An 18,278-nucleotide genomic window follows, 5' to 3' on the forward strand; every position below is an offset into this window, starting at 1 on the left:
CTCACCTCTCATACTTTCCGTATTCTTTGACGAATTCATTGACGGCTTTCAGGTTTTCCGGGTTGGCGTCATTGGCGCTGTGGAGGATCCGGTTGGTGGTAAAAACGTATCCGCCGCCGGGAGCCAAATCATCAATGAGGCCTTTTGCCATGTCGATGCACTCCTGCTTTGTTCCGTAGTGAAGGGTGTAGGCTTCCATGCCTCCACCAATGGAAATCACGTCTCCCACCCGCTTTTTCACTTCCCGCAGGTCGTCGTCTTCAAAGAGTCCGAATACGCTGTTTTTCGGCAGATCCTGCAGGAAATCGTATAAATGTGCATAATTTCGCTCATAGTAGGACTGGACCACCATTCCCTTGGCGGCAAAGTGCTCCACGATTTTTTTGTAGGAAGGCCAGTAAACTTTCTCAAAATCCTTGGGCCGTAAAAACTGGGGCAGGTGCATGGGGTTGAAGATGGACATCCCCTCTTTGTTTTCGCTGTACTGCATCTCGCAGTTTTCAATGACTATGGGGATCATGGCATCCGCCGCTTCGATGATCTTGTTGGGGTTTCTTTTCACATCCATCATGATCCCGTGAAAATCTCTAAAAAAGTCCAACAACAAGTCAACGGGATGGACCAATGTAGCGCCTCTGGATATGGGCATGCTCCATTTGTTTTTCAGCTGCTCCTCGGATCGTTGATTAAGATCTTTGAATTTGTACAGCTCAGATACGGCTCTCTGGTATTTTTCCACTTTTTCACTGGAATGATCCATTCGCATCAAGCCATATTTTCTTGGTGCCACCACATCCCGAATAAAAGCATAAGGGTCTTTGATCAAATCGTCGTATTCGTTTGCATCCATGGACAAGGAATGTCCGGATTCGATCTGCATGAGGCCCTTGTTCTTGAAGGATCCTCCATCCAGCATGCCGATGTAGTTCATGGCCCTGGAAGTGGTGCTGGCGAACATGGAATCCCAGTAAAAGTCACTGGCGATTTTCTCAAAGGCCGCCAAATGCTTCTCGTCATCCTCAAATACTTCCTCCACCCCATATCCGGCATAAGAGAATGCCCAATTGTCGATCAGGGAATATACAGGGACACGGTCCGGTATTCCTCCCCGCTGGGCTATTTCCATCCGTTGGTTTTTCTGATCGTACGACTTTTTATCCATACAACACCTCAACCGTTCTTTAGCAAATTTAGTAATTTATCGATTATTACCATGTTTGACTTTATTATATTGGCAAGGAAAGGCCTTGTCAATAATATTTAGTAATTTTTTTATTTTTACCAGGTCTGTCTGTATTTATTTTTGGAAATGCTTGTGGTATACTGTGAAAAACCAACTCATCGTGACTACTGGAAAGGACGATGGAACCAAATTCCATCGGTGAAAGCCATGCGAAAAGAAAAAAACATGTACAAAAAAGGGATCACCACAAAAAATAATATTCTGAAAGCTTCCAAGGAGCTTTTTTACGAAAACGGATACAACAACACCACCGTGCACATGATCAAGGACCGGGCGGAAGTGTCCCTCTCCGCCATCCCCTATTACTTCAAGGAAAAGGACCGGATCCTTCAAGTCATCTACACGGATTTTCTCTCCAGCATTTACAAGCTGGTCCAAAAACACATGAAAGAGCCCATCGACAGCTACCTGCTCCACTTTCTGGCGTCGAAGATCTACTACTACATCATCCATGATGATGCCAACAACGACCGTTTCTACCGGGAAGTGACCTTCGCCCAGTCCAACATTCGCATTTTGTATCCTTTCATGGACACGGTCCATCACAACTACGCCAGGGATTTCAACATCCAACTGACGGAAGGGGAACTAAAGTACTACCGCTTGACGGACGCCGGCGGACGTCGGGAGATCATGATGGACTATTATAACGACCCGGCAAGCTACGATTTTAATGAACTCATCGACTACATCACTTCCATCGTGCCTAATCTGATGGGCATCGACAAGGAGGTCTCCAGGGAATACGCAAGAAAGTCCACCGCCTTTGCCAAGGAAGTGGACTATTCCGCCATCAAGTTTTTGGTGTAAATCTAGGGACGGTTCTTTTGATTACGCTTTCGATATGAGGGCTTGGGAAATCCCCAAGATCCTGGCCAGTTGACGTTGGTTCAACCCCTTTATGCCTTTCAATATCCGGATCATTTCATCCCGCTCCTCTTTCGGTAAGCTCTTGACCCGTGCAACACTCTTGCCCGCAAGGACCTTTTCGATTTCCAGCCTTGCCTCTTTCTCCTTGAGCTTTCTCACTTCAATATCCAGGCATTCATCCTGGTTTTCTCTTCCGTGAAATTCCTCAAACCCTTTAAGTGCTACATCCCTGCAAGTTCCAAAGGATTCGAGGATCGTCTCATCATCCAACAAATTCCCAAAATCCGTTTCCTTGCCCAAGTAGGCTCTATAACTGCTCCACTTCCATTCCAAACAGTCCTTTACAAAGCCCGCTTTTACAGGATTTTGATGGATATAGCGGATCACTGTTAGAAGATAGTGTTCATTTTCCACGCTTTCGCTTCGAAAACGATCTTGAAACAGATGCCCCGTCGTTTCATACTTTTTGTGATAGTATCCCACAAAACTCACACCGATCCTCTTCATGGCTGTGGCTAGTCCACCTTTTCCTTCTTTGATCAACAAATGGACATGATTGTTCATCAGGCACCAACCGTATATCTGTATTCTGGTTTTCCCCTTGCACTTTCCCAGTATTTCTAAAAATCGAATCCGATCCGAATCATCATGAAAAATCTCCTGCTTATTGGCACCCCGGATCATCACGTGATAGATCCCGCTTTTGCTCTGTTCCCTGGCAGTTCGTGGCATGGTTTGCTCTCCTTTGCTGGACTTGCCTAGTAGTCGAAATATTGTATGATATTACATCCTAATATATTGTTGTCCATTAAGTAGGAAAATCCTTTTTTATTTAGATCAGAAGCGAAAAAAACACCCCAGCTTGACCGATGGTCGAAGGTAGAGGTGATTTTTATGTGATTGGTTAGTAGCTAGGTTCAAAACGTAATCAAAAGAACCGTCCCTTAGATTACTTAGATTACTGTTCTTTATTAATACTTGTTTTCATCCAAAAACTCTTCACTAGCTCCAGCGAGTACATAAAACTTTCTTTTGTTTTTCTGGAACATGAACCAAACAAAGAAATATACTGCCAATGCAATAAGGATCGTTATAATTTTTGCTCCTCCTGGAACAGTGAATGCTTTGTAAATAACCCATAAAATCGGGTTAGATCCGACAGTCCAAGATGCAACACCCAGTCCTTGAGAAACAGCATCTGTAACAGCAGGTAAAGTATCACCAACACCTGCAGCTAATGCAGCGTCAGTAAATGTTTGACTTACCTGAGTCTGCAAAACATTAGCTATAGAGTACCATATTGTCCCGGCTACAACAGTATTCAGGATGTTTCCACGGAATACAAAGATCAATCCAATTGTCATAAAAGGAACAGCAGGAATGTCCGCCAACATCAGCACACCATTACCAGGCATTACAAGAGAGATGAAAAACAAGATGGGAATCAAAATCAATCCAGCAGCTACGTTAGCACTATCTCCAAAATAAACTGCAGGGTCTAAAGCAATGTGAACGTGATCTCGCTTCATTTTTCCACTTCTGATCTTGTCATTCATGGATTGACTCAAAGGCACCAGGCCTCTAACAAACAGACCGGAAACTGCAGGATAAACAACCATAACACCTGCAACTGTCAACATAGTTCGAACGATACCAGCCCAAGTATCTACTGAACCCAAAATCTTGGTTGAACCAAGTACTGCAACAAGCAAACCAACCATCAATCCTATAGTCGCCGGTTCACCCCAGAATCCAAAACGTTCCGTTAAACCGTCAACATCCATTTGTTTTTCTTTAATTTTCATTTTTTTCAGCATCCAATTCACAAACATAGCAAATGGAGCAACCGCTGCAGGCACACTTGTTAAAGTGACACCTTCATAACCATAATATTCTTGAATGGATGGAGCAATGATGTCGGCAATTAGAAGTACAATCAAGTTGCAAAATACTGCAGCAGCAATGCCTAGCATAAAGCTTCCTGTTACGTATTGTACGATTACCGCCCAGAATACGAACTGATAATAATTCCATATGTCCGTTGGCTGAAAGGTGTCTGTAAACTTTGTCAGGAACAAAAGTAAATTTAAACCCAAGCCTACCGCAAGGTAAATATAACCTAACTGATTTGCGTAGACAATAACGGAAGCGCCTTGCCATCCAACATCGATGAAGGGGAGTTGAATCCCTACATCTTGTGCCATTCCAATTACATAAGGAGCTATACCTCCGAGGAGTGTCCCCAGCAACACGTTGAACATGGTCAAACCGATCCCCATGAACAATGCTCCTTGAAAAGATTTTTTCACTCCAGCCCCAACGACCATACTGATCAAGAAAATGATAACCGGCACTACAATGGAAGAACCAAAGATTCCCATTACTGAATTGATTGCATTACCGATACTGATCAAAACACTCATAATCAACCCTCCATAATTTCTCTGATTTTAATTAACAGTTCTTCAGTAAATTCTTTTGCTCCAACACCTGTAAACAACGGAAGACCGATCATAACGGGGATGCCTAGTTTGTTTTCTTGTTTTGTTTTACCTGTCACGACAATCAAGTCCGCTCCGGTAATATTCGGTATTTCCGTAATTTTGTTGGGTGTTATTTTGTGGCTTATCTTCTCCTTTCTAAGAATGTCTTTGATTTTTTCTGTTACAACTGTAGTGGTAAAAATTCCTCCTCCACAAGCAACGACGATACTGATCGATTTCTTCACTTCAATCATCCTTTCTTTGTTTAAGATATTACCAAGTATTCCCCAAGTCCTATCTTCAAATGTTCTATCAAAGAGTCTTTAGTGGTAGCATTTTTACAGCCATTCATCCAGTCTCCATCTTGGAAAAGTTCGCAAAATTTCATGAGAACTGCACATTGTTGGGAGGGATCTGTGATTCCAAACAGGAATACGATTTCTGTCATGATCGGGTCGTCCGAACCATCCATCGATTCAAAAGCTATCGGTTCTCTTAAAACAGCCATGGAAAAGAAGGACTTCAAACAACCATCATGGATGTGTGGAATGGCTACCGGAACTGCTGAAGGCAAACCGGTTGGAAATTCATCTTCCCTTGCCAATATTTTTTCAACAAACTCATCGGTTATAAAACCTTTTGCCTTGGCTTTGCCGCAAAGAAGCTGGATTACGTCTTTATTATTTTTAACCGTCTGGTCGATTACCAGCATAGATTCGTCTGTTTGTAATGTTACGATTTCGGGGGAACATGCACACTCATCATCCAACAACGTTTCACACAACTCGCTTTCGCAATTGTAATCCTTGTTTTTCTCTTCCGTATTCAAATGATCACTCTCCTATTCTTAATGGGCTACTTGTCATATGTATTATAATACGTTTATATCCATATACAATTGAATTCGATTACTCTTTGACGTTGATTTCGATTACATCTTTATGTAGAAAATCTGCATTGTTTATATGTATAATACATACATTATATTGTACGTACGATATCACGTCATGTTCATTATAACCGGCTACACCATTCACGTCAATACTATTTTGTAATAAATCTTCATTTTACTACTATAAAATTATTTTTGGAGCAGTATCGAATTTGTTTTTCCACGCTTTCTCCGCCAACCGAATCCACTTGATCCCTACAGAAGATATTATAACCAACTGCAATGGTACACTGTCCGCATCCTCTTCTTTTACCTGAATGGCACAATTGACACAACTAATTTGGTGCACTTTTCCATTCAATACACCGTACCCTTTCATACGATAAGCTCCTGTACATACTTCTTTCAAAAACCCAATGAAACTTTCCCTATCTAGATTTTCTTCTAGATCAACTTTGAAAACTGTCAACCGGCTTTCTGGAGTGTTGGTGCTTTCGCCATGGAATCGCCAGCCAGACTCCAAATCCGTGAGTAGCGCGGAATAATCTAAAGCGCCGTATGTTGTCACTTCCAACTTGGCCACAGGATTTATAGATCGAATTTTCTCCTTGATTCTATCCAACTCTTCTTCTGTTCTGGTGTCCGCCTTGTTTAAAACAATCCAATCCGCAAAAAGTATTTGTCTTTCTATTGCAGGAAGCATGTCAAACAAATCTTCAAAAAACTCACCATCCACCAAGGCGATAGACCCACGATACTGAAACACATCTCCAGCTTTTTTGCCTAATACCTCAATGATTTTATCCATATTTGAAGGATCTGCCAATCCAGTACTTTCTACAAAAATATAATCAAAGTCCCATTGGACCAATTCGATCAATACATCCAAGAATTTATCCTTCAAGCAAGAACAAAAGATGGACCCATTGTTGATCTCAACCATATCAAATCCTTGTCGGCTGAGTATCTTGCCATCAATACTGATATCGCCGAATTCATTCACTATGATCCCGATTTTTTTGTCTTTCATATTTTCTAAAATTTGTGCAAGCACTGTAGTCTTTCCGGAACCTAAAAACCCGGTGATCAAAACAATTTGTACCATGATAAGACCCCCTTGGGTCGGTAAGGCCTGCCTTAGGCAGGCCCCCCAACAATAGCTGGTTTATTTTTTCATATGCTTTCGAATTTCTTCAAACAGTTCATCTTCACTTGGTATAATGGACTTCCATTTCAACTCACCGTTGATGTACAAACTGGGAAGATTTGTTACGCCCATCTTCTTGCATCTTGCAATATTTTCTTTCGTAGTATATTTGTATTCGACAATGTCGATGTCTACACCAAACTGTTCTTTAGCATAGACTGCAGCCCCCCACATGTAAGTACATGCAGCACATGTTGCCGAATCTAACGTAAATGCTTCAATCAGCGGCCGCTCCAGGTTTTCATAATCTGGCAAATCAACTGGAATATCTTCTTCTACTGCTTCATAGTTTTCAACCATCTTGCGTGACTCATCTGTGTTCAAGACAGCCATGGACGCTCCGATCGTGTTTTCAATGGGTACATCGTAAGGCATATCACACCCTGGGCTGATGATCAGATTTTTTTTGGAGATCCTATCAAGCAAATCAACAACGTACTTCATGTTGTCCTGCTGGTTCCCATGTAACATAACTGTTGTCAAAGGAATATTACCTCCAATGGCAATGTTATACCGATCCGTAACTTCTTTTGCTGCAACGATATCGACGTTTTCATCGATAGAGATATTGTCCGGTTCCGTCTTGCACATGTCTTCGATTTGGTTGGTGGCATCCCCGCACACAAAGAAGGAAGAAAGCTTGCCTTTGCTTCGAATGTAACTGAATACGGAGGAAAATGCTTCTGCCAGGTTTTTTTCGAAGTGCCGGGCAGAAACTTGGCTGACCAACGGGTCGACAATGGCGATAACATCCATCCCAGACTCTATATAATACTCCGCCATCTTCATATTAACTTCTGCGCAAAATTCTACCAATTTCTGGACGTACTCTCCATCCTTGATCATATCCTTAAATATTTTATTTCCTCGCAAATGAGAAGCTAAGGTGAAGGGTCCGCAAATCAAGCCATACAATGCAGTTTCCTGCCCAATCTCTTTACTTAAACGTGACATGACATCCAATACCATAGGGATACGTCCTTGATCCTTTTTTGGGATTTTACATTTACACGGCAAGTCTTTTGTTTCACTATACGGATGTGAGTTTACAGAAGGTGGAGCATCTTCCGCCCACAGCAATTCGCAGCCTAGTATTTCTGCCTCGATCTGCAAATCGAACACCACCGGCATCCCATCTGGTTTATAAAGACGATTCACTTCTATAAGGGATTCATAAAGTTTCTGACCGTCCGTCAATACTTCTTTAGCTGTATATCCTTTAAGTTTTCCTGCATGAACCCCAGCGAAAGGTACCCATGGCACTCGTTCGGTCTCTTCGTGGTTCATTACTTGTAAAATCAGTTCTTTTCCCATTCTGTACCTCCAAATTATTATTTCGCCATCAACGTCTTGACGAGTTGAACGGCACCGGATGCATCATCTGCATATCCGTCTGCACCGTTTTCCAACGCCCACTTTTCATAGATAGGCGCTCCTCCAAAGAGGACTTTCACATCTTTGTTCAAGGATCCTTGCTTAACCAATGCAGCTACTTCCGTCATGACCGGCATGGTGGTCGTCAAAAGAGCGGAGCAACCAATGATATCGGCATCATTTTCTTTGGCAGCTTGGATAAATTCTTCAGCTTTTACGTTGGTTCCGAGATCAATAACTTTAAAACCAGCACCCTCCATCATCACTCCAACAAGACTCTTTCCAATATCGTGGATATCACCTTCAACAGTACCTATAACTACTTTTACCTGAATGTCTCCTGGTTCTTCTACTAAAAGAGGTTTTATGATCTCCAAGGCCTCCGTCAAGCATTCTGCAGCCATGGAGACTTCCGGTACATAGATCTCATTATCCTTGAAAAGTTGACCAACAACATCCATCCCTTTGATCAATCCCTCGTTAAGAATCTGTTTTGGACTCAATCCACTCTCCAGTGCTTCATTGACAAGAGCCACAGTATCATCCGGTTCAAACTCCATTAATGAATCTGCAATTTTCTTTAATATCTCCATTCTATTTCTCTCCTTCTATTTGTACCAACCGAATTCCTCAACAGCCTGTTGCATCATATAAATATTGTAAGCCGGTGTACTGGAAGGAATTTCACATCCACTCATGAATAGGAATCGACCTTCCGCATACTTCATTCCGTCTTCGATCACTTTTTTTGAACCTTCGAATACTTCTTGTGGAGTTCCTTTGGCGATGATCTGCGGATCAAGGTTTCCTGCGATCACGTGATCCGGAAAAGTTTTCGCCGCCGTTTCAATGGTGACTTCATGACCAAAACTTAGGATTCCAGGATCTCCAAAGGGAATTTGCTGCCAGAGTTCCAGATTGTCGTTGTGTTCTCCACAAATATGCACATAAAACCGTTCTGCGCCTAGATCCAATACTTTCGTATGAAGCTCTTTCAGGTAAGGCAATGCAAATTTTTCAAAGTGCTTTGGTGAAATCAGTTTATTGCTTTCCGATGGTGCCGCAGAACGGGCCAATACACGGTCTTTTCCAAAAGTTTCAATAAAATATTCGGCAACAGATGTGATATGATCGGTCATCAGCCGCATGGCCTTGTGGGCAGCTTCCGGCTTTTTGATCAACCATTTCATAAAAGTATCCACACCACATAGGTTCGCTGCATGAGTGAAAGGACTTCCGCAGATAAATGCTATGGGAACGCCGTTTTCTTCTTGTAATTTTGCGAACTCCATCATTTTCGGAACACAACCTGCAGTTTTCGGATCCGGCAATACCAAATCATCCAGTTCTTCCGGTTTGGAGATCGGTCTTTTAGACACGGATGGTCCTGATGCATATCGATCGACAGGCCAATGGATCTCTCCACCGAATTCCCAGGAACCATAAGATACAAAAGTGTAAAAAGGAGTTCCATCCGAGTGGAACTGTTCTGCTGTTCTTGACTGTGCCAGAAAACTTTTCATAGGATCTTCATAAATATCAGCTATACTAAATCCCGTATTTTTTGCACAAAATCCATAACCCCTATGGAAAAATAGGATCCTGTCCGTCTGTTTTCTGTCCAAAGTAGCTCTGTAACGTTCCATGCTTGTCATCGTTTCTTTTCCAGTAGACATTATTTCCCCTCCTTCATTACTCTACTTGTGGCAACAAAACTACTTTCATCGCTTTGCCTTCGCGGATCAGCTGTACTCCTTGCTCCATATCTTTCAAAGGCAAACGATGGGTGATCATGTCCATGTTTATCTGTCCGCCAGCCAGTAAATCAAACCCTTTCTTGAAATCACAGGGTGAATAAGAATACGCCCCAATGATTTTAAGTCGATTGTAGTGGATCAGGTTTCCATCCATGGTAGACCAGGGATCTTCCTTGCTCAAACCGCCAAAAATAGAAAGTCTTCCTTCTTTTTTTAGCATCAACAAACCTTCCTGATGGGGTTTTGCTGAAGGTGCTGCAACGATGACAACATCTGCGCCGATTCCCCCTGTCAGATCTTTTACATACTGCACCAGGTCCACTTCTGCGGAATTCACGAAATGAGTACCCCCAAAAGGACGAACAGCATCTACTCGCTCTTGATTGATGTCTGCCATGACGATGGTTGTCGCTCCACGCAATTTGGCAATTTGAGAATGCAAGCAACCGATCGGTCCTGAACCAACGATAACAACAGTATCGTTCAATCCTACTTCCAGTTGTTCTTGCGCTCGGATGACAGAGGATAACAATTCCGCCAAGATGACTTGATCGTATTCCAGATCTTCCGGCATGCGCAGGATTTGGCCCCTCTCAATGATATCACTGCCAACTGCCATATATTGGGCAAATCCCCCCTGAACTTGAGTGCCTACAACTTTTAAGTTTTCGCAAAGTCCCCGATTGTCGTTTTCGCAATAGTAGCATTTTCCACAAGGTATTGCAGGATTCAAAACCAGCTTATCTCCTACTTTATACTCTTTGCATGCTTCTCCCACCTCAACTACGATACCAGCATTTTCATGTCCTAAAACGGCAGGATACTGCAACTTGGAGTGGCCATGTGTATAGTTTCTTACATCCGAACCGCACAAACCAACTGCTTCGACCCGCATTAAAAATCCGTCGTCCGGACACTCCGGCGTGGGGATCTCTTTATATTCCACATCTTGTTTCCCATTAAGAACCAGTGCTTTCATTTTTTCACCTCATCTAAATTTTTATGCATTGAAATCCAATATCCATCTTTAAAATAAACAGAAACAACTACATTCCCCGCTTGATAGCGTCCTCAATGATTTCTACAGTAGATCTGGTCCCTTGACGAGTTGCACCTGCATTATAGAATTCCACAAACTGATCCAGTGTACGGATGCCACCTGCTGCTTTGATCTCAATGGATGGTTTGCAAATCTTTCTCATCAGTTTGATATCCTCTACAGTTGCTCCGCTTGGTGCATATCCGGTTGATGTTTTAACAAAATGAACATCCAAATCATCACAGATCCTGGAAAGTTCCGCAATTTCATCTTTCGTCAAGTAAGCATTCTCAAAAATCACTTTCAAAATCGCATTCTTTTTTACACATGCATTCAAAATTTCACCAATTTCCCGCTTGGCATAGTCAAATTCTCCAGAACGAACCAAACCGATAGGCACCACCATGTCAATTTCTTTTGCTCCTTCATCGATGGTATCGCTTGTTTCAAACACTTTGCTGGCCAAAGTACCATTTCCATGAGGAAATCCGATGACTGCACTTACAAAGACATCACTTCCCTGCAGTTTTTTTACACAATACGATACGTCGTAACCTCGGACACAAACAGATGCAGTATTATATTTAATGGCGATGTCACAGCCTTCGTCGATTTCTTCTCTCGTCATTTGCGGTTGCAACAAAGAATGGTCGATCATTTTTGCAATTTCACTGGCTTTTAGGTTTTTCATCATAATTCTCCTTTTATTTTTATTTTATTTTAAAACTTCCGGATTCACACAAAATTCAGGTTTGTTTCCATGGAGAATGTCATAGACTCCTTGTATGGCTTTGGTAGCACCAATCTCTGCCGCTTGAATACTGGCTCCACCAAGGTGAGTACAGGCTATGACATTATCCAAATCAAACAGCTTGCTGTTGTCAGCAGGTGGTTCACCTTCAAAAACATCCAATGCCGCACCTTTGATTTTTTTTGATGCCAATGCATCGTATAAAGCATCGTGGTCTACCAGCTCTCCACGAGCCGTATTTATCAAAACAGCGCTCGGTTTCATCAAAGCCAATAATTTTTCATCAATCATTTTTTCCGTCTCTTTGCTATAACGGGCGTGTAGTGACACGACATCGGAACTTTTCATCAATGTTTCCAAATCCACAAAAGTGCAATCATGTTTCTTCTGGTCTTCCTCTTTAATGTAAGGATCATAAACCAAGACACGACTCCCAAATGCATTCAATATTTTGGTCACTTTCATGCCAATAGCCCCAAATCCTACCAGCCCAACTGTGCTTTCACCCAATTCGTTTCCAATATATTCATAGGCGTACATGTCACCGCGCCATTGTTTATTATTGAAGAAAGAATCATGACAAAAGGTGATGTTCCGTGTCAAAGACAGCATCAACCCGATGGTAAACTCAGTTACCGCTCCACTATTTCTTCCTGGTGCATTGACCACCGGTATTTCTCTTTCCGTACATGCCTTTACGTTTATATTGACGGGACCTCCCCGCCCAACACCCAAAACCTTGAGATTCTTCGCAGCCTCGATCAATTTTTTTGTGACACATCCAGTATGTGTCATAATTACATCCACGTCTTCGACCAAAGAAATCAAATCGGAATCCGTTCCGCAAAATTCTGATACTTCATCATTTTTACAAATAGGATCGATGGGCCAGTTCCCGGTGTGGGTCACATATTCGAAAGAGTTTGCTTCTTCTCCAAATACTTCTGCTACAGCATCTCGCATAATGTCCACTGTAATGAACTTGTCACCTGACAATAATATCTTCATATTTCCCCTTCTTCCTCATATATTTTCGTTAAATATTGAGTTCATATCCTGGACTGAACAAGTAAATGGCTCTTGAACCTTTGATTGGGACACCTTCCGGATTAAGAGTTACACGGAATCGAATAAGTACCGGAACACCTGGTTCCATTCCAAACAGCTCCGCTTCCCTTTTCTCTAACGTCGCAACCGCCAGTTCGTCAACACCCTTTTCGGAAACATGTCCAAATTTCTCTTGCATGACCTTAAAAGTGGATCCGCCACCTTCGAACATGTCTCTGGACACGCCTGGGTAGAGTTTGCTCGGCATATAGGAAAATTCCAAACCAACTACATGTTCATCGGCAAGTAGCAAACGTTCCAAGACAACAACTTCATCTCCTTCATCCAATTGAAGTCGTTTCATCACCTGAGGCCATGCCGGTCTTTTTTCAAAAGTCAAAACGCGGTTCCCAGGCTTTTGCCCTCTTTTTTTCGCTTCATTAGTAAAACTGTGATTACCGCCTACCAGACCCCACAAACTCTCTGGTCGAACCGTTACTTCGTCTTGGTTCCTGGGGTTTCTTTGCAAAACTCCCTCGTATATCAAATCACCTATTCCATTTTTCACGTCAATTTCTTCTACTTGATACTCTTTCGCCAATTCTTCTACTGTTGGCAATGCTTGCTTGATTGTGTACTTTCCTTTAATAATTTCTCCATAAAGTGTTACTGCTACTCTGTTCATGGTCATCCTCCATCTCTTGTTTGTTATGTTATATCGTACGTACGATACAACCTATGTATAATGATATACGCATTTCTTTGATTCGTCAAGTTTTTATTTCAACTAGTTTTTACAGAATTTTCTTTAATCGTATGTATGGACAATAGTACCATTAAATGTTATATTGATATTAAATGCAGAAGAAATGAGGCTGATGTGAATGCGGTTCAAGGATACCAACCAAGATATAAACAATATTGCAAAAATCGAATTAAATCGGGATATGCCTATTCCATTGTATTATCAAATATCTCAAATGATACGACAAGAAATCAATAGCGGTGATTTAAAACCCGGAGACAAGATTTTGACAGAAGAAAAATTACAACAACAGTTTGATGTGAGTAGAGCTACCGTACGAAAAGCCATATCAGATTTAGTATACGACGGGCTTTTAGAAAAAAGAGCCAGCAAGGGAACCATCGTTGCAACGCCTAAAGTAGAGGAATCAATGTACGGTGTGGTGAGCTTCACCGCCTCCACTCTCCAAAACAATAAAAGTTTAAGAACAGAGATCATTGATTTTAAAATCGTATCAAACATTTTTGAAATTGCGGAAAAACTGGAAATCCCGGAATCAGAGACCGTATACTACATAAAAAGGATCCGTTACATCGATGATCATCCAGTTACAATTGAAGACTGGTATGCACCAACAAGACTGTTACCGGATTTCAATCCTGACTTGTTTACCAGCGAGGGCGAGGGGCAATCCAGTTATTCATTGATACAAAAAAAATACAAATACAACCTGGTCAGCATTCATGACATCATGTCCGCCGTATTACTGGACCCAGAAGAAAGCAAACTGCTGGATTGTCGAAAAGGAACTCCGGCACTACTTAGACAACGGGTCACATATGATGAGAATCGAGTTCCTATCGTTTATTCCAGCGGTCGATATTTGATCAAAATATCACTGGATTTTTACGCAGACCAAAAAGAAAAAGATCGTTGAGTTCAACTCAGCGATCTTTTAGTATGAAAGTTTCTATGGCATGGGCGACACCATCTTCCCAGACTGGTTTTGTAATAAAGTCTGCGTGTTTGCATACGCTACTCAATGAATTTCCCATAGCTACGCCAACGCCGGCTTCCAACAACATGGATATGTCTGTTTCCGCATCCCCGATCGCCATGACCTCGTGTTTATCTATTCCTTTCTGTTTCGCTACATATGCTAGTGAAGCACCTTTGCTGGTAGATGAGGGATATATGTCTACGTGATTATCCAAACCTCGTTCCATATTCAATATGCCTTTGCTTATTGGTTTGATTTTATCAATAATTTCTGCGATTTTTTCATTTTGCGTCATTGCCATGATTTTGTTGACATTGTTATTTTTAGCATGTATAAACATATCTTCCACTAGTAAGACATTGTCCTTTTCTTTCATCAAATATCTTACTGTTTCATGTTGTGCATATTTTGGCTCTACATACAAAGCAAGTCCTGAAAAAACGATTCGAGGAGTTTGATCCTGATCGAGGATTTTCAGCATTTTTTCCACCACATCCGAAGGAATGATCGATTCTCGCATGATCTTTTCTTGATCCGTGTTTACTACAACACCACCGTTTATGGTCAATGCTGCCCCATGGAGATTCAATTCACTTACGAATTTTTTCATGCTGTAGTAATTTCGTCCTGATATCAGAACTATTTCTATCCCTAAATCTCTTGCCTTCCGAATGGCAAATTTAACAGGTCTAGATATTTCGCTCTGGTTATAGTCAACTAAGGTACCGTCAATATCAATGGCAATCAATTTGATCAAATCTATCCCTCTTCCTTTTGTACGTATGTACTTAATTATATACAACAGGATGATAAGAGTAAAGATTTATTCTATATAAAACGCAGAAATCATAGGGACGGTTCTTTTGATCGCGCCCGTAATCAAAAGAACCGTCCCTATGATTTTTTAGATTTTACTCAAACTTATGATGCAACACCACATTCTGTGCCAATAGTTGCTCCTGCAATCCCTTGATGTCCACCTTGTCCACATCTCCATACAAGGCTGCAGCCGTACCAGCTGCTTCGCCGGTGACGGCACATACCGGGATCACCCGTGTGATGTCCCACATGGCGTCCGTTACGCTGATGTTTCGACCTGCAACATAAAGGTTTTTGATGTCATCCCCAATCAGGCATCGGAAAGGCAGTTCATAGACTGGTCCTCTCTTCCTCCAGTCGCAGATGGTCCCGATGCTGTCCTCAAAATATGTATGCATCTCGCTGTCGTCCATAGTGTATTTCCCACAGAGCCTTCGGGTCATCCGAACCAAGGGCAGATTGGAAATGGTGACAGGTACGTACTCCGGATTCTTAGCTTTCTTTTCCATAATGTCCTTGAACATTTCATGTCTGGCATTGATGACCATTTCGCTCAACTCCAGACCATCCAGTCCCGTGTATCGCTTGTTGCTGATCACTTCGACGGTTTCGTTGCCTGTTCCCTGTGTGTTGTGACCCTCCACCAGATCGGCCAATCCAAACATTTTTAAATGAACTTCCGATTGTTCGTAATAGTAATACCAGCTGGCAAGCCCATTTTTGTTTTTGAAAACCGCAGTTTCTGCTTCCGCATACTTGCATATGTCAGAATCTCCTGTGCTGTCGATAACGGTTTTTGAACGAATGGCACTACGTCCGGATTTGTTTTCTATGATGACCGAGTCGATTCGATCCCCTTCTTTTTTTACATCCACTGCGACGGATCCATATAAAACATGAACACCCAGATCCAGAAGCATCTGCTCCATTTCTATGGCAAAAATATGTGGATTGAATTGGGTCATAAAGCGCTTATTGATTCTTTCTTCCTGTGTTCCATCTTCCAGCCACGCCTTTGGGTAATGCTTCTCTGCGCCGTGCTTGATGGAAAGATGAAGTAATTCCTCCGCCAAACCAAAAGAGATTTGGTGTCCCATTCCATCACAGATGGGCAAATATATGGTGATCAAGCCGAGTGTGGCCAATCCTCCCAAGAGGAATTCCCTTTCCAAAAGGATTACTTTTGCCCCATTGCGGGCAGCTGCAATTGCTGCAGCCACACCTCCTATGCCACCACCAGCAACCAACACATCACATTCCAGTGCAATGTCTGTTTTTCTCTCTTTTTCTATAATGTAAGAAGTCATGCGTGTTCCTCCTGTATCAGATTCTTTGACAGACATGCTGCATTATTTTTTCGTGATCTCTACTATGCCAAGATCGGCATCCACAACGACCCAATCTCCTGTTTCAATGACCTCGGTCGGATCCTGATCCAAATTCGTAATCGCCGGCACTTTTGCCTCCATCGCAGCAAATATGGTCAAATTGTTGCCTTTTGTGTATACAAATGCCGCAGGATTCTGACCATAAAACTTGGATCTTCCAAAAGAAACAAAACCACCGGAACCTCTCGGTCCTGGGAAAACAAGGATCTTCCCTTTGAATGAGATTCCCTTTAATGGGTGATTTCTTTCGGTAATGACACCCTTCTCCGCATCTACGTTCAACCAGCCCATCAAAGGCATCTTGCTGACCAACGCTTGGCCTTCTACCCGGCCGGGATACACCTTTTCTCCTTTTAGAATGATTTTTCTTTCTTCATTCATCTACTTCCACTCTCCTTGCCAAACACCCTTGATGGCCGACTCTACGCAATCTTCTGTTGTTCCGTACCAAACATGAAGATCCTGATAGATTCCGTTGATGTAATAATTTTGCTTGGCGGCATCGGTTGCCATGACCGTACTGGGTGGAAGTTTACCGAGTATCCCCGGGCAGGTGCCTGAAAGAACATTCCCGCCGGCTTTTTCGATGATTTCGATGAGCCCCATGTCTTTCGCTACTTTATAACTGGACGGATTGGTGGTGATCCACATTGTTGCTTTCAGTTTTTTCCCGTCCACCAATCGGGCAACCTTGAGGATCTCTTCAATGTTGTAATGGGGACAGCCCAGGTACACGAAATCCACCTGATCGTTGGATGCGTAATTCATTTTGTCGTAAATTTTTCTCAGATCATCGCGACCAAGTTGAATCTTTCGCTGATAATTTCCGGAAAATGCAGCTTCCAGAGTCGGTGCTTCCGGTGTCAATCCCGGAACATGATACATCCGCACCTGGCCTCCCGTATTCAAGCTGGTGTTCATTTTAACCAACTGGGAAGTCGTCGGTTTCCCAACACCAATCAGCGCCGGAACTTCCAAACCAACCATTTCACCAACAGCCCATCCAAAAAGGTCATAATCCATATCCGTTTTCAGCTCATCCATGTATTCCACCAAAACGGTCGCTTTTCTGTTTTCATCCAGATGCATGTCATATGCCGGGACTTTTCCCAAATATGCCGTTTGAAAACAACCGTCAAAGTTGGTGCGGGCGCCAAGAACTGCGTTGCCCCAGGGGATCGCAGAACTCTCCACCCATGCGCAATGCTGTCCAACCGTGGGAGTGTAGGAACTCACCAAATAATAGTTGCAGGAAAGGATCGGGACCATTCCCATTTTCATGTAGGGTTTCATCATTTCTTCCTGCTTCATTCGAAATTCGGGATTTGTAAATGGTTCCAGATCGATCTTCTCCCAACCATCCACGATCATCCCCGGATTCACCGCTTTGTTGGCAAAGGTGGGTACTTTGAACTTTTCCCCTATTTCCGCCAGCTCCACGACCTCTTCATAGGAAACATCATAATCTCCCAGCCAATTGCCATAGGGAGGATGAAGGTCTACATTGCCATCCAGATCGATCAGATGCTCCGCACCGGCAACCTCGCCGTAATCCACCAAAAACTGCATACATCTCTGTTTTATTTCCCCATGGTCTCCATTCAACATACTTTTTTCTTCATCCGTCAGATACATATTCTTTCCTTTCTCATCCCACAGGTGA

19 protein-coding genes are annotated in these 18,278 nt (G+C 42.5%); 2 read left to right on the forward strand and 17 right to left on the reverse strand.

Translation table 11 applies throughout. The features are described 5' to 3' along the window. Position 1: 1 nt before the first annotated feature. Complete coding sequence (locus tag J0B03_RS03930; protein WP_207300559.1) at positions 2–1,162, reverse strand: uroporphyrinogen decarboxylase family protein; 1,161 nt, start codon at positions 1,160–1,162, stop codon at positions 2–4. 228 nt (positions 1,163–1,390) lie between these two features. Between J0B03_RS03930 and J0B03_RS03935 the strand changes: the two genes are divergently transcribed. After that, the gene (locus J0B03_RS03935) at positions 1,391–2,053 is read left to right on the forward strand and encodes a TetR/AcrR family transcriptional regulator (protein WP_207300560.1); all 663 of its coding nucleotides are present in this window, start codon (positions 1,391–1,393) and stop codon (positions 2,051–2,053) included. Between the two features lie 21 nt (positions 2,054–2,074). On the opposite strand, the gene J0B03_RS03940 is transcribed toward J0B03_RS03935, so the two are convergent. From J0B03_RS03940 to J0B03_RS03995, 12 genes are all read right to left on the reverse strand, one after another. Then, a complete protein-coding gene (locus J0B03_RS03940) occupies positions 2,075–2,845 on the reverse strand; it encodes an REP-associated tyrosine transposase (RefSeq protein WP_207300561.1) in 771 nt (256 codons plus the stop codon). A 239-nt stretch (positions 2,846–3,084) separates the two neighbouring features. After that, positions 3,085–4,536: a PTS transporter subunit IIC gene (locus tag J0B03_RS03945; protein WP_207300562.1), complete on the reverse strand. Its 1,452-nt coding sequence runs from the start codon at positions 4,534–4,536 to the stop codon at positions 3,085–3,087. Between the two features lie 2 nt (positions 4,537–4,538). Beyond that, positions 4,539–4,841 (reverse strand): PTS sugar transporter subunit IIB, encoded by a 303-nt coding sequence (locus J0B03_RS03950; RefSeq protein ID WP_207300563.1) that lies wholly within the window; start codon positions 4,839–4,841, stop codon positions 4,539–4,541. A gap of 20 nt (positions 4,842–4,861) precedes the next feature. Further along, positions 4,862–5,425 (reverse strand): PTS sugar transporter subunit IIA, encoded by a 564-nt coding sequence (locus tag J0B03_RS03955; protein WP_246798183.1) that lies wholly within the window; start codon positions 5,423–5,425, stop codon positions 4,862–4,864. A 244-nt stretch (positions 5,426–5,669) separates the two neighbouring features. Further along, complete coding sequence (locus J0B03_RS03960; protein ID WP_207300564.1) at positions 5,670–6,593, reverse strand: CobW family GTP-binding protein; 924 nt, start codon at positions 6,591–6,593, stop codon at positions 5,670–5,672. A 60-nt stretch (positions 6,594–6,653) separates the two neighbouring features. Continuing rightward, complete coding sequence (locus J0B03_RS03965) at positions 6,654–8,009, reverse strand: uroporphyrinogen decarboxylase family protein (protein WP_207300565.1); 1,356 nt, start codon at positions 8,007–8,009, stop codon at positions 6,654–6,656. 17 nt (positions 8,010–8,026) lie between these two features. Continuing rightward, positions 8,027–8,662: a cobalamin B12-binding domain-containing protein gene (locus tag J0B03_RS03970; protein WP_207300566.1), complete on the reverse strand. Its 636-nt coding sequence runs from the start codon at positions 8,660–8,662 to the stop codon at positions 8,027–8,029. A gap of 15 nt (positions 8,663–8,677) precedes the next feature. Next, entirely contained in the window at positions 8,678–9,745 is a 1,068-nt protein-coding gene (locus tag J0B03_RS03975; protein ID WP_207300567.1) for a uroporphyrinogen decarboxylase family protein, read from the reverse strand. 16 nt (positions 9,746–9,761) lie between these two features. Further along, positions 9,762–10,805: an alcohol dehydrogenase catalytic domain-containing protein gene (locus J0B03_RS03980; protein ID WP_207300568.1), complete on the reverse strand. Its 1,044-nt coding sequence runs from the start codon at positions 10,803–10,805 to the stop codon at positions 9,762–9,764. 67 nt (positions 10,806–10,872) lie between these two features. Then, positions 10,873–11,556, reverse strand: a complete 684-nt coding sequence (deoC, locus tag J0B03_RS03985) for a deoxyribose-phosphate aldolase (RefSeq protein WP_207300569.1) — start codon at positions 11,554–11,556, stop codon at positions 10,873–10,875. A gap of 24 nt (positions 11,557–11,580) precedes the next feature. Continuing rightward, positions 11,581–12,624, reverse strand: coding sequence for a 2-hydroxyacid dehydrogenase (locus J0B03_RS03990; RefSeq protein ID WP_207300570.1), 1,044 nt, complete (start codon positions 12,622–12,624; stop codon positions 11,581–11,583). Between the two features lie 28 nt (positions 12,625–12,652). Next, a complete protein-coding gene (locus tag J0B03_RS03995; RefSeq protein WP_207300571.1) occupies positions 12,653–13,348 on the reverse strand; it encodes a GntR family transcriptional regulator in 696 nt (231 codons plus the stop codon). A 262-nt stretch (positions 13,349–13,610) separates the two neighbouring features. Between J0B03_RS03995 and J0B03_RS04000 the strand changes: the two genes are divergently transcribed. Further along, entirely contained in the window at positions 13,611–14,345 is a 735-nt protein-coding gene (locus J0B03_RS04000; RefSeq protein WP_256436439.1) for a GntR family transcriptional regulator, read from the forward strand. Positions 14,346–14,352: 7 nt separating this feature from the next. Here the strand turns inward: J0B03_RS04000 and J0B03_RS04005 are convergent, their stop codons facing one another. The 4 genes from J0B03_RS04005 to J0B03_RS04020 all read right to left on the reverse strand — a co-directional run bounded on the left by J0B03_RS04005 (position 14,353) and on the right by J0B03_RS04020 (position 18,250). Beyond that, on the reverse strand, positions 14,353–15,165 hold the full coding sequence (locus tag J0B03_RS04005; RefSeq protein WP_207300573.1) for a Cof-type HAD-IIB family hydrolase: 813 nt from the start codon (positions 15,163–15,165) through the stop codon (positions 14,353–14,355). 154 nt (positions 15,166–15,319) lie between these two features. Then, a complete protein-coding gene (locus J0B03_RS04010) occupies positions 15,320–16,534 on the reverse strand; it encodes an FAD-dependent oxidoreductase (protein ID WP_207300574.1) in 1,215 nt (404 codons plus the stop codon). 42 nt (positions 16,535–16,576) lie between these two features. Continuing rightward, positions 16,577–16,996: an aconitase X swivel domain-containing protein gene (locus J0B03_RS04015; protein ID WP_207300575.1), complete on the reverse strand. Its 420-nt coding sequence runs from the start codon at positions 16,994–16,996 to the stop codon at positions 16,577–16,579. Then, the gene (locus J0B03_RS04020; RefSeq protein ID WP_207300576.1) at positions 16,997–18,250 is read right to left on the reverse strand and encodes an aconitase X catalytic domain-containing protein; all 1,254 of its coding nucleotides are present in this window, start codon (positions 18,248–18,250) and stop codon (positions 16,997–16,999) included. It abuts the gene before it with no gap. Positions 18,251–18,278: the final 28 nt, after the last annotated feature.

Source organism: Alkalibacter rhizosphaerae, assembly GCF_017352215.1.
GTDB classification, from domain to species: Bacteria; Bacillota; Clostridia; order Eubacteriales; family Alkalibacteraceae; genus Alkalibacter; species Alkalibacter rhizosphaerae.